11 protein-coding genes are annotated in these 12,709 nt (G+C 65.0%); 6 read left to right on the top strand and 5 right to left on the bottom strand.

Annotated elements, in window-relative coordinates; genetic code table 11:
- The first annotated feature begins 141 nt into the window (after positions 1-141).
- The 3 genes from NCR37_RS03045 to NCR37_RS03035 all read left to right on the top strand — a co-directional run bounded on the left by NCR37_RS03045 (position 142) and on the right by NCR37_RS03035 (position 4,048).
- Positions 142-2,517 carry a hypothetical protein gene (locus tag NCR37_RS03045; RefSeq protein WP_250471486.1) on the top strand — a complete coding sequence of 792 codons (2,376 nt, stop codon included), beginning with the start codon at positions 142-144 and terminating at the stop codon, positions 2,515-2,517.
- Positions 2,518-2,739: 222 nt separating this feature from the next.
- Entirely contained in the window at positions 2,740-3,450 is a 711-nt protein-coding gene (locus NCR37_RS03040) for a pseudouridine synthase (RefSeq protein ID WP_250471484.1), read from the top strand.
- 421 nt (positions 3,451-3,871) lie between these two features.
- Complete coding sequence (locus NCR37_RS03035) at positions 3,872-4,048, top strand: hypothetical protein (protein ID WP_206467705.1); 177 nt, start codon at positions 3,872-3,874, stop codon at positions 4,046-4,048.
- On the opposite strand, the gene NCR37_RS03030 is transcribed toward NCR37_RS03035, so the two are convergent.
- Positions 4,045-5,073: an NAD-dependent epimerase/dehydratase family protein gene (locus NCR37_RS03030; protein ID WP_250471483.1), complete on the bottom strand. Its 1,029-nt coding sequence runs from the start codon at positions 5,071-5,073 to the stop codon at positions 4,045-4,047. The genes NCR37_RS03035 and NCR37_RS03030 overlap by 4 nt on opposite strands.
- An 81-nt stretch (positions 5,074-5,154) precedes the next feature.
- Here NCR37_RS03030 and NCR37_RS03025 point away from each other — a divergent pair, with 81 nt between their 5' ends.
- From NCR37_RS03025 to NCR37_RS03015, 3 genes are all read left to right on the top strand, one after another.
- Positions 5,155-6,186 carry a CDP-6-deoxy-delta-3,4-glucoseen reductase gene (locus NCR37_RS03025; protein ID WP_250471482.1) on the top strand — a complete coding sequence of 344 codons (1,032 nt, stop codon included), beginning with the start codon at positions 5,155-5,157 and terminating at the stop codon, positions 6,184-6,186.
- Positions 6,187-6,466: 280 nt separating this feature from the next.
- Positions 6,467-7,651, top strand: coding sequence for an acetylornithine transaminase (locus tag NCR37_RS03020; RefSeq protein WP_250471481.1), 1,185 nt, complete (start codon positions 6,467-6,469; stop codon positions 7,649-7,651).
- Positions 7,648-8,070 carry a GNAT family acetyltransferase gene (locus NCR37_RS03015; protein WP_250471480.1) on the top strand — a complete coding sequence of 141 codons (423 nt, stop codon included), beginning with the start codon at positions 7,648-7,650 and terminating at the stop codon, positions 8,068-8,070. Before NCR37_RS03020 ends, NCR37_RS03015 begins: the two co-directional genes overlap by 4 nt.
- A 784-nt stretch (positions 8,071-8,854) precedes the next feature.
- On the opposite strand, the gene NCR37_RS03010 is transcribed toward NCR37_RS03015, so the two are convergent.
- The 4 genes from NCR37_RS03010 to NCR37_RS02995 are packed head-to-tail and all read right to left on the bottom strand — an operon-like array spanning position 8,855 to position 12,515.
- Entirely contained in the window at positions 8,855-9,559 is a 705-nt protein-coding gene (locus NCR37_RS03010; protein ID WP_159837870.1) for an ABC transporter ATP-binding protein, read from the bottom strand.
- A gap of 18 nt (positions 9,560-9,577) precedes the next feature.
- Complete coding sequence (locus NCR37_RS03005; protein ID WP_175939658.1) at positions 9,578-10,354, bottom strand: ABC transporter ATP-binding protein; 777 nt, start codon at positions 10,352-10,354, stop codon at positions 9,578-9,580.
- 16 nt (positions 10,355-10,370) lie between these two features.
- Positions 10,371-11,540, bottom strand: coding sequence for an ABC transporter permease subunit (locus NCR37_RS03000; RefSeq protein WP_250471478.1), 1,170 nt, complete (start codon positions 11,538-11,540; stop codon positions 10,371-10,373).
- Positions 11,541-11,564: 24 nt separating this feature from the next.
- On the bottom strand, positions 11,565-12,515 hold the full coding sequence (locus tag NCR37_RS02995; RefSeq protein WP_250471477.1) for a branched-chain amino acid ABC transporter permease: 951 nt from the start codon (positions 12,513-12,515) through the stop codon (positions 11,565-11,567).
- Between the last annotated feature and the right edge of the window lie 194 nt (positions 12,516-12,709).

Raw genomic sequence — 12,709 nt, 5'->3', positions numbered from 1 at the left:
ATCGGCGTACGCGGCATCCCGGCGCGGGGCGTGTCACGAGGACACGCGCCTGTGGGCAATCGGCTTTTTGTTGCCATGGATAGACCGCTGCCGTGATCTCGCTTCGCGCGTTGCGCGAGCCATAACTCGAACGAGCGCGCCATGACGCAATCCGAATCTTCGCTGACGCTGGACGCCGTCATCTGCGGCCGCTGCCACGCCATTTCGCCTACCGGCGAGGCGACCTGCCCGTACTGCGGCGCCGATCGCCACGGTGCCGTCTTTACGAGCGTCGCCGACGCGGCGGCCGTGGCGCCCATCGAGGAGCGATACGACTTCGTCGATCTGCGCAACACCGGCTGGCTCACGCGGCTCGCGCGTCGAAAGATGGTGACGTCTTATCCGAGCCTCGTCGAGCCGGGCGACGAGCCCGCCGCCCCGGCGCGACGGCCGGCGCGCAAGATGCTGGCGGTGCTGGTGAGCGGCGTCGTCGCGGGCGCGGCGGCGGGCGCATATTTCTATGCGCAGCAGGACGCAGGCGTCGCGCCGACGAAGTCCGCCAGCGCGGCAGGATCGGTCGGCGAACGCGCTTCGGACGCGCACAGTCATGCGGACGCGACGCGTCCGGCGCTGGAGCGTCGAGGGAGCGATGCATCGAGCGACGACGCGCGCGACGACACGCAGGCGCACGCGGGGGCCGCGACGGCGAACGCATCGCGGAGCGAATCGGCGGCGGATTCTCTCGAGCAAGGCCAGGCGTCGTTGAAGGGCGACACTGCGGCCGGACCCGTCGTTTCGCAGCGACGGTCGGCGGATGTGTCGTCCGCGGCAGCTTCCCATGCGCGCACGTTCGCGTCTGCAAGCGAGACGGCTCAATCTGCGGTCGCGCCATCGACGGATAAAACGGCCGTGACGTCGGGACCGTCGACTTCGGCGCAGGCACGCGCTTCCGCGACGGTCCCGTCCACAGTCGCGCGATCGACGGACAGCGCCGCGGCGACGTCAGCGTCGGCGACTTCGGCGACTTCGGCGCAAGCGCGCGCCTCCGCGTCTGCAAGCGCGGCCGCGACGGTCCCGCCCACAGTCGCACTATCGACGGACAACGCCGCCGCGACGTCAACGTCGGCAGCTTCGGCGCAAGGGCGCGCCTCCGCGTCAGCACGCGCGGCCGCGACGGTCCCGCCCACCATCGCGCGATCGACGGACAACGCCACGGCAACCCCAACGTCGGCGACTTCGACGCAAGCGCGCGCCTCCGCGCCTGCAAGCGCGGTCGGGTTAGCGGGCGCGGCGGTCCCGCCAGCAGCGTCGGCGACTGCTGCGCACGCCCGCACGTCTGCGCCTGCCAACGCGGTCGCGGCGGTCGGGCCTACGCTCACGCCGTCGACGGACAAGGCCGCGACGAAGAACGCTACTGCGCCGCGCTCGTCGACGCCAACGGCGGTAGCCGATGCCACGGCTGCGACCGGTGCTGGCGTCACCGCACCGTCAGCCGTGCCGCTCACTCGCGCCGCGCCGACGGCCTCGGCCAGATCCGTGTCGCCTGCGTCCGCTCTCGCAGCCAACGCTCCTATCGGTCCGGCTGCGGGCGAGCGCGCGCAGGCTAAGGCCGATGCGACGCCGGGCGGTTCCCATGCGCCGGTGGCTTCCTTGTCGATGACTCCGCCAGCGCCCCACGCCGACCCGCAGGCCCAAGCGACGGCGACGCATCCGGCACAAGCCCCGTCGATGGCTGCCTTGCCGGCGAACCGCCCGGCGCCCAACCTCGCTCCGCAGCCGCAAGCGACGACGACGCATCCGGCACAGGCCTCGTCGATGGCATCGCTGTCGGCGAGCCGTCCAGCGTCTGGCCTCGCGCCGCAATCGCTAGAGCCGGCCGCGCGCCCGGCGCAGGCCTCCCCGATGGCATCGCTGCCGGCGAACCGTCCGAGTCTCGCGCCGCAGCCGCAGCCGCAGCCGCAGCCGCAGACAGCAACGCCAACTGCCGCCAACGCAAGCACAACCGCTCGCCCGCAGGACAACGCGGCGCAAAAAGCATCGCCCGCGGTTGCGCGCAGCGTCGTCGCGGTGAAGCAGGCTCTGGCCGCTCACGACCTCTCCGCTGCGCGCCGCCACATGCGCGGCCTGTACGCGAATCAGGCGTTGAGCCCGGAGATTCAACAACTGGCCGCCGATGTTACGCGCGAGGAGCGCGCACGCGACAGCGCCATGGCCAACGCCCGCTCATGCACGGTGAAGCAGGAACCCGCCTGCGCCGTGCGCAACGCCCGCCGCGCGGTGGCGCTCGATCCGCGCAACCCGCAAGCGCAGACGCTGCTGCGCCAGGCGACCGCGGCCCAGGCCGAAGCCAACACCGCGTATTTCCGTCAGGCGAGCGCGCTGCCTGCGCCTGTGCCGGCAGCCATGACGTTCGACGGACGCTGGAGCGCCGCAGGCAGGCATGGCGCCACGAGCCAGCAGGACCGCTCGCCCTCGACCTTTACGATCTTCGGCTTGGGCGTGCCGACGGTGGCGAAGGGCCGCGGCGACGCCCATTGAGGGAGCCGCGATTCGCGACTGTTCGACACGGGTAACCGGCCGCCGCGCGGCTTAGCCGACAGCTTCCAACGCGCGTGCCATGCGGCGATCGGCCGTCCGCGCGCCTGTTGGACGCGGGCAACGCGCAGCCGCGCGCCTTCGCCGACAGCGCATGCCCGGACGGACCTCGCGCGTTCACGACTGCCCGCTTGCTAAAATGCGCCCTCCGTCCTCACTCGTCCGATGGACCTCGAATCACTCCTCTTCTCGCAAGGCTTCGGCTCGCGCCGTCAATGTCGCGGCATCATCGCGGAGGGCCGCGTGCGCATCGGCGGCGACGTTTGCAGCGATCCGAGCGCCGGTGTCGCGGTCGCTGAATCGCCGGACTTCGAAGTCGACGGCACCGTCTGGACGTATCGCGAGAAGGCGTATATCGCCATGAACAAGCCCGCGGGCTACGAATGCTCGCGCGATCCGCAACATCACCTGAGCGTGTTTCACCTGTTGCCGCCGCAGCTGATCGAGCGCGGCGTGCAGCCGGTCGGCCGGCTCGATCAGGATACGACGGGCCTCCTCCTCTTCTCCGACGACGGCGCGTTCGTCCACGCCTTCACCTCGCCCAAGCGCAAGGTGCCGAAGGTGTATCTCGCGACGCTGCGCCACCCGCTCGACGACGCTCAACTCGCGAGCCTGCGCGACGGCGTGCTGCTGCACGGCGAAACGAAGCCCAGCGCCGCCCTCGCCGCGCACCGCCGCGACGAACGGCTGCTCGAACTCACCGTGCTCGAAGGCAAATACCATCAAGTCAAGCGGATGGTCGCGGCAGCGGGAAATCGCGTGGAGAAGCTGCATCGGGAGCGCGTGGGCGGCTTTGCGCTGCCGGCGTCGCTCGCGGAAGGCGAATGGCAATGGCTTGGTGACGACGATCTCGCTGCATTGCGCGCCCAAGGCTGACGCGCCGCGCTCCGCCCGGCTGCAACAAAAGCTGCGTCCGGGAGCGCGTGGGCTGCTTTGCGCTGCCGGCGTCTCTCGGGGAAGGCGAATGGCGCTGGCTCGGGTGACGACGACCTCGCTGCACCGCGCGCAGGGCTAAGGCAATGCCCGCCGCCCACAGCAATAGAACCTGCATCGGGAGCGCGTGGGCGTTTATGCGCTGCCGGCGTCGCTCGCGCAAGGCAATGGCGCTGGCGCGATAGCGACGATCTCGCTGCACCGCGCCCAGGGCTGCCGCGCCCCGCCCCGCAGCGATCAATGTTCACGCCAATCGGTACAAGCCCCGATGCGTCGCCGCTGCGCCGCAGCATGCCTTCTGCGCCCGGCGCTCATATACTCGTCTTACGGAATCAAAATCACTAGAAGAAAGCAGGAGGGCATCATGGCTTCCCACATGAGCGTCGCGCTGATCGCGTTCGTGGCGTTGAGCGCGGTCGTGATCGGGGTATTGGGTGTCGTCATGCACGTGCGTCACCGGTATTCGCCGAACCTCATCGGCGCATTGATCGGCGCGCTGATGTGCTTCGTCCTGCTCGAAACGATTCCCGCGCTGATCTAGCGCCGCGTCGTGCCGGCGCGTGAGCGCAAGAAGTCCTCCACGGTCGGATGGCGCAGCGCGTAGCCTAGCTCGCGCTTCATCCGTGCGTTGCACAGACGGCGCGACTCGCGCATGAACGAAAGCGTAACCGGTTCCAGAAGCGCTTGCGCCTCCTCGCGCGTGATGCGTGGCACGCGCGGCAAACCGTACGCGTCGGCGACGCGATCGAAATAGTCGGCCATGCGCAAATCCGTGTCGTCCGATGCGTTCACGACGCGCTGCGGCCGCCCGCGCCCGAGCGCGCGCACGAGAATCGCGGCAAGATCGTCCGCGTGAATGTGATTCGTATAAACGTCGTCGCGTTCGATGAGCGCGGGCATCGCCCGTTCGATGCGCGCAAGCGGCAGGCGATTCTCCGCGTAAATGCCGGGAATCCGCACGATGGAAACGCGCCAGCCGCTTCCCGCGCCCACGCGGCGCAACTGCTGCTCCGCTGACACCCGCCGCCGTGCGCGCTCGTTGTCCGGCCGCGCGGGCCGCGTCTCGTCGATCAACGCGCCGCCACAGTCGCCGTACACGCCCGTCGTGCTCGCATAGACAAAGCGCAGAGGCGCGCCGCGCGACACGGCTCCGGATGTGGCTCTAAAAGGGGCGTCGGGTACAATGAAAGTCGATGCGCGCCACGCTCGATGCCGGGCAACGGCGGCCTGAGCGCCACGCGCGACTGAACGGCGCGGCGCACGCAATGCCGCGAGCAACGCACGCGTGCGGCGGTCGGTGTCGCCTTCGCGCTGAGGCGGCGCGAGATGCAACACATGCGGCGCGATGCCTGCGAGCCTGCGAAGGCTGCGCTTTGCATCGAGGTCGCCGGCGATCGGCACGGCGCCCGCTGCGCGAAGTTCGGCGGCGCGTTCCGGATGATGCGTGAGCGCGATCACGCGAGGCGACGCGGCGCGTGAACGCAGGAGCGGCAACACGCGCAGCCCGACATCGCCGCATCCGACGATCAGCACGCGCGGGCGGCGCAAGGTTCGAGTGGCGATCATGCCGAGCATTGTATCCGCCGCTTGCCTGGCGCGTTCCTGCGTCATCGTAAGACACATTCACACATCGCAAGAAATCGATCTATGGCATTCAACGTAACGCTCCGGCAAAGCGGCCGGCAGTTTCAGGTGGAACCCGACGAGCCGGTGCTGACCGCGGCGCTGCGCCAGGGCATCGGCTTGCCTTACGGCTGCAAGAACGGCGCGTGCGGTTCCTGCAAGGGCGCGGTCGTCGAAGGCGAAGTCGAGCAGGCGCCGCATTCGTCGTCGGCGCTCTCTAACGACGAAAAAACGCGCGGCATGGCGCTCTTCTGCTGCGCAACGGCGCAGAGCGATCTCACGATCGACGTGCGCGAAGTCGCGGGCGTCGGCGACGTGCAGGTCAAGAAGCTGCCGTGCCGCGTGAACGCGCTTCAGCGCAAGGCTGACGACGTCATCGAAATGAAGCTGCAACTGCCCGCCAACGAGCGCCTGCAATATCTCGCGGGGCAGTACATCGAATTCATTCTGAAGGACGGCAAGCGCCGCAGTTATTCGATGGCGAGCCCGCCGCACCACGAAGGCCCGCTCGAATTGCATATTCGTCACATGCCGGGCGGGACGTTCACGGACCACGTGTTCGGCGCGATGAAAGAGCGCGACATCCTGCGCTTCGAAGGCCCGCTCGGGACGTTCTTCCTGCGCGACGAATCGGACAAGCCCATCGTGCTGCTCGCATCGGGCACGGGCTTCGCGCCGATCAAGGCGATCATCGAACATGCGGTCTTCAAGAACCTGAACCGGCCGATGACACTTTACTGGGGCGGCCGCCGCAAGAAAGATCTGTACATGATGGACCTCGCCGAGCAATGGGCGAAGGAAGTGCCGAACTTCAAGTTCGTGCCGGTGCTGTCCGAACCCGAACCGCACGACGGCTGGACCGGCCGCACGGGCTTCGTTCATCGCGCTGTCATCGAAGATCTGCCAGACTTGAGCGCGTATCAGGTCTATGCGTGCGGCGCGCCCGTGATGGTGGAATCGGCGCAGCGCGACTTCACGCAGCACCACCGCTTGCCGGAGGACGAGTTCTACGCGGATTCGTTCACGAGCGCAGCGGACCTCGCGCATCCGGTCTGACGGCCCGCGCGGTCCACGCATGCCGCCGGCGCGCAACAAATCGACGCCGGCGGTTTACATGCACGAACGTCATCACGTATCCTTCGCGAATGAACCGAATCGCCTACATCGTCCGACGCCGCCGCTCGCCGCTTCCCTAGGGATGCCGCTGGCTCGTCATGCATTCGCGCTCGTCATGTTCGGTTAGTCTGAAGCGCAAAGAATGAAGCCACGGAAACACCGTGGCTTTTGTTTTTTGCGCGCCGTTTTTTACCTGAGTCAACGCCCGGAGCCCGCTGTCATGAATTTCAATGAGTACCCCGTCGATTCGCTGATGTACATCACGAACCGCCCCGAGATCGTGTTCACGCGCGGCAAGGGCTCCTGGCTTTACGACAACACCGGCAAACGCTATCTCGACTTCATTCAGGGCTGGGCCGTGAATTCGCTCGGCCACTGCAACGACGGCGTGATCGAGGCGCTCGAGAAGCAGGCGCGCACGCTGATCAATCCATCGCCCGCGTTCTACAACGAGCCGATGGCGAAGCTCGCCGCGCTGCTCACCGAGCACAGTTGCTTCGACAAGGTGTTCTTCGCCAATAGCGGCGCGGAAGCGAACGAAGGCGCCATCAAGCTCTCGCGCAAGTGGGGCCGCAAGTTCCGCAACGGCGCGTACGAGATCATCACGTTCGATCACAGCTTTCACGGCCGCACGCTCGCGACCATGTCGGCAAGCGGCAAGGCGGGCTGGGACACGATCTACGCGCCGCAGGTGCCGGGCTTTCCGAAGGCGGACCTGAACGACATCGCATCGGTCGAGAAGCTCATCAACGAAAAGACCGTGGCCGTGATGCTGGAGCCGATTCAGGGCGAAGGCGGCGTGATTCCCGCGACGCGCGAGTTCATGCGGGAGCTGCGCGCGCTGACGAAGCGGCACAACATCCTCTTGATCGTCGATGAAGTGCAAAGCGGCTGCGGTCGCGCGGGCACGTTGTTCGCGTACGAGCTGTCGGGCATCGAGCCGGACATCATGACGCTCGGCAAGGGCATCGGCGGCGGCGTGCCGCTCGCGGCGCTGCTTTCCACGGCGGATGTGGCGTGCTTCGAAGCGGGCGATCAGGGCGGCACGTACAACGGCAATCCGCTGATGACGGCGGCGGGCTTCTCAGTGATTTCGCAACTGACGGCACCGGGCTTTCTCGAAGGCGTGCGCGAGCGCGGCGAGTATTTGCGTTCGGAATTGCTGAAGCTATCGGACGAACGCGGCTTCAACGGCGAGCGCGGCGAAGGTCTGTTGCGCGCGTTGCTGCTGGATGGCGATCAGGGGCCGCAGATTGTCGAGAAGGCTCGGCTGATGCAGCCTGACGGACTCTTGCTGAACGCGGCGCGGCCCAATCTGCTGCGCTTCATGCCCGCGCTCAATGTGACCAAGGACGAGATCGATCAAATGATGTCGATGCTGCGCTCGGTCCTCGATTCGCTGTGATCATCCGCACGTTCGATGCGAGCGATCGCGATGCCGTGATCGCTCTGTGGCGCGATGTGTTCCCGGAGTACGCGGATGCATCGCGGCCGCAGCGCGATCCGGCTTTGTCGATCGCCAACAAGATGAGGACGCAGCCGGAGTTGTTCTTTGTCGGAGTGCTCGAGGGGGATGTCGTCGGGACTGTGATGTGCGGATACGACGGGCATCGCGGGTGGATTTATTCGCTCGCCGTTGCGGCTTCCCTGCGGGGGCGCGGGTATGGGCGCGCTTTAATGCTTCATGCGGAAGCGGCGCTTGTCCGTGCTGGATGCCCTAAGGTTAATTTGCAGATTCTTTCTGCTCGGCGGGATCTTTTGCCGTTTTATGAGCGGCTTGGGTATCGCGTTGATGAGGTCGTTAGTCTTGGGAAGCGGCTTTAGGTTTGTTGCTTCGTTCTTTTGTGTCGGTCTATTTGTGTTGCCCCTCTCCGGAGCGGGGGTGCCCGCTGCTTTGTTCGTGGAACTTGTTTTCGCGTCGGTTTATGGGGGTGCCCGCTGCTTTCTTCGTGGAACTTGTTTTCGCGTCGGTCTATTAGTGTTGCCCCTTCCCGGGGCGGGGGTCACTTTCTTTGCTGCTGCAAAGAAAGTAACCAAAGAAAGCAGCTTTTTTCGGAACCGCACGAAGCAAGTAGAGTGTAGTCACTCCGCAGAAGAGCGGTGGTACTCAGTTGGATTGCAGCCTTGAATCACCTTCCACGCCCACTGAGCACCACGTCCTCCGAGCCCCTTGGCTCGTTAACACCGATGTTTGCGTAGGTACGCGCGCTTGTCCGCGCAAATGCGCATTCGCATAACATTAGCATTCCGGACAATGTTGGGCGGTGTGCCAAGCCTCGACCGCAGGCGGAGCATAAAGCGAAGTGTGGTGTTAACGAGCCAAAGGGCTCGGAGGACGTGGCGCTCAGCGGGCGTGGAAGGTGATTCAGGGTTGCCGATTAGCTGAGTGCCACGGTTCTTCTGCGGAGTGACCACGCTGTTAGTGCTGCGGGCCAAGAAAGCTGCTTTCTTTGGTTACTTTCTTTGCAGCAGCAAAGAAAGTGACCCCCGCCCCGGGGAGGGGCAACGCCAATAGACCGACGCGAATACAAGTTCAACGAGTAAACCAAGAAACGAACCGAGCGGGAAGCAAACAACACCCCCGCCCCGCGAGGAAAGAAAAAAAACCTCACTCGCCCAAATAGGCAGCCCGAACCTTAGGATCATCGAGCATGACCTTAGCATCGCCGGACATGGTGACGGTACCCGAATCCATCACATACCCGCGATTAGCGGCCTGAAGAGCAAGCCGCGCATTCTGCTCGACGAGCAGCACCGTCAGCCCTTCCGACGAAATCTCGCGAACGACTTCGAAGATCTTCTCGACCATGATCGGCGAAAGTCCCATCGAAGGCTCGTCGAGCAACAGCAGTTTCGGACGCGACAACAAGGCGCGCGCCATTGCCAGCATTTGCTGCTCGCCGCCCGAAAGCGTGCCCGCATACTGCGACGCCCGCTCCTTCAGGCGCGGGAAGAAGCCGAACATCCGTTCGGTGTCCTTCTGAATGCCATCCGAATCGTTGCGCAGATACGCGCCCATCTGCATATTCTCGAGAATCGACATGCGCGCGAAGATGCCGCGCCCCTCCGGCACCATCGCGAGTCCGCGCTTCAAAAGCTCGTGCGTGGGCACGCCCTTGATCGACTGGCCCATGTACTCGATGTCGCCGCCCGAGAACGGCTTCAGGCCCGTGATGGCCTTCATCGTCGTGGTCTTGCCCGCGCCGTTCGCGCCGATCAGCGTAACGAGTTCGCCCTGCCCGACTTCCAGGTCGACACCCTTCACCGCCTGGATGCCGCCGTAGTTCACCTGCAGACCCTTGACCTTCAACATTGCGCTTGTGGTCGCCATTTAGTGCACCCCCGCACCCAGATATGCCTCGATCACCTTCGGGTCCTTCTGCACGTCCTGCGGCAGACCTTCGGCGATCACCTTGCCGTAATCGAGCACCGTCATGCGGTTGCACAATCCCATCACGAGTTTCACGTCGTGTTCGATCAACAGAATCGTCTTGCCGTCCGCGCGAATCTTGTCGAGCAGGCGCGTCAGTTCGACTTTCTCCGTCGCGTTCATGCCGGCTGCCGGCTCGTCGAGCGCGAGCAGCTTCGGATCGGTGGCGAGCGCACGCGCGATCTCCAGACGACGCTGATGGCCATACGACAGATTGCGCGACGTGTAGTCCGCGTATTGCAACACGCCGACATACTCCAGCAGTTCCAGCGCGCGCTCCTTGATTTCCTTCTCTTCACGACGTTCGGCGGGCGTCTGGAACACCGCGCCGATGAGGCCGTGCTTCGTGCGCACATGGCGGCCGACCATCACGTTCTCCAGCGCGGTCATGCCGCCGAAGAGGCGAATGTTCTGGAACGTGCGTGCGATGCCCGCCTTCGCCACCTGATACACGGCGGTCGGCGTGTAGGCTTCGCCGTCGAGCTTGAATTCGCCGGAATCCGGCGTGTAGAGGCCCGTGATGACGTTGAAGAACGTCGTCTTGCCCGCGCCGTTCGGGCCGATCAGGCCGTAGATTTCGCCTTCCTTGATTTCGAGGCCCACTTCCGACAGCGCCTGCAAGCCGCCGAACCGCTTGTTCACGCCCTTCACGGACAATCGAGTACGTTTGTCGCTCATTTTTTGATTCCCCCGCTTAGGCGCGCACCGGCTTCTTGCCGTTGCGCTTCGCGATCTTCGCGATCTTGTCTTCGTGTTTCGCGGCGGGCCACAGGCCTTCCGAGCGATACAGCATGATCAGCACCATCGCCAGACCGTACAGCAACTGGCGGATGACTTCGGTATCCACGATCTGATGGCCGAAGACGGCGTTTTGCAGCGGACCCATCGTCGAGCGCAGGAATTCGGGGAACACGGCAAGCAGCACCGCGCCGAGAATCACGCCCGGAATGTGTCCCATGCCGCCGAGCACCACGCACGCCAGCACGACGATCGATTCCCAGAACGTGAACGATTCCGGCGAGACGAAGCCCTGGAACGCGCCGAACATCGCGCCCGACAGGCCGCCGAACGACGCGCCCATCGCGAACGCGAGCAGCTTCACGTTACGCGTGTTGATGCCCATCGCCTTCGCGGCGATTTCGTCTTCGCGGATCGCGGCCCACGCACGGCCGATGCGCGAATGTTGCAGGCGCGTACAGACCCAGATCACGATGAGCGCGCCGAGCACGAACAGGTAGTAATACATGTACACCGACGGGAACTTCATGCCGAAAAGCTCGTGCGTCTGCGACAGGTTGAAGCCCGCCACCGTGACCGGATCGATGCCCGTGATGCCTTTCGGGCCGTTCGTGATGTTGATCGGACGGTCGAGGTTGTTCATGAAAATCCGCACGATTTCACCGAAGCCGAGCGTCACGATAGCGAGGTAGTCGCCGCGCAGACGCAGCGTCGGCGCGCCGAGCAGCACGCCGAACGTGGCGGCGAGCGCCATCGCGACCGGCACGATCAGAAGGAACGGCACGTGCAGCCCGCCCGGCGCGAGATGCGCGATCCATTCGAACTGCGAGGTCAGCTGCGGCGACGACAGGAGCGCCGCCACGTACGCGCCGACCGCATAGAACGCGATGTAGCCCAGGTCCAGCAGGCCGGCGAAGCCGACCACGACGTTGAGGCCGAGCGCGAGCATCACGTAAAGCATCGCGAAGTCGAGCACGCGGACCCAGTAGTTGCCGCCGGCTGCGCCGATGACCATCGGCGCGGCGATCACGAACGCGGCGACGATGATGCCGACGACGAGCGTCTTGCCCGTGTTCTTCTCGGGGATGAGCGTCGTGGACGGCTCAATCGGTTGAATCGAAGTCATTTTGTAGAGCTCCTCACACGGTCTTTAAGCGCGGTCCGCGACACGTTCGCCGAGCAGACCCGACGGACGGAACACGAGCACGATGATCAGCACGATGAAGGCGAACACGTCCTGGTAGTTGGAACCGAAGACGCCGCCCGTCAGATTGCCGATGTAACCGGCGCCCAACTGTTCGATCAAACCGAGGAGCACGCCGCCGACCATCGCGCCGCCCAGGTTGCCGATGCCGCCCAGCACCGCCGCGGTGAACGCCTTCAGGCCGGGAATGAAGCCCATGTAGAAGTGAGCGTTGCCGTATTCGGACGCGATCATCACGCCGGCGAGCGCAGCAAGCGCCGAGCCGATCATGAAGGTCGCCGAGATCACGAAGTTCGGGTTCACGCCCATCAGCGAAGCGACGCCGGGGTTCTCCGCGATCGCGCGCATCGCGCGGCCGAGCTTGGTCTTGTGCACGAGCAGCAGAAGGCCGCCCATCACGAGGAACGCCACCACGATGATCACGATTTCCGTCATCGAGATGACCGCGCCGGGACGGGTTTCAGTCGCGGTGATGACGTTGATCGGATCGGTCGGCAGAAGCTGCGGGAACGCGAGCGGGTTGCGGCCCCAGATCATCATGGCGACCGTTTGCAGCAGGATCGACACGCCGATTGCGGTGATGAGCGGCGCGAGACGCGGCGCCTTGCGCAGCGGCCGGTACGCGACGCGTTCGATGGTATAGCCGACGATCGCGCAGACGATCGCCGCGACGACGAGCGCGATGGTCAGCATGATCGGGCCGGGCATCGAGGGAAAGTGGTTCTGCATGACGCCGATGGCTGAAAGCGCCACCATCGCGCCCACCATCAGCACGTCGCCGTGCGCGAAGTTGATGATGCCGAGAATGCCGTACACCATCGTGTAACCCAACGCGATGATGGCGTAGACGCTGCCAAGCACCAGACCGTTGAGGATCTGCTGGATGAAAATATCCATATAAAGCTCCTTAGCCCCGTGCGACCGGATGACGCCTTTATCACCGGCCGATAAACCGGTGTGAAGCGAAATCTGGAGCAGCACTGCGCGTACTTTTAAAAAAACCGGTAAGGGTTAATCGCCTGCCGTTGCGCCCGCCGCCGGATAGGTGCGAGCGCCCGCCAGACGGATGCGAAACGGCGCTTGTCGGATAG

Source organism: Caballeronia sp. GAFFF1 (assembly GCF_023630705.1).
Classification (GTDB): domain Bacteria; phylum Pseudomonadota; class Gammaproteobacteria; order Burkholderiales; family Burkholderiaceae; genus Caballeronia.
The sequence above is the reverse complement of the archived record's forward strand: the minus strand, read 5'-3'. Positions and strand labels throughout refer to the sequence as shown.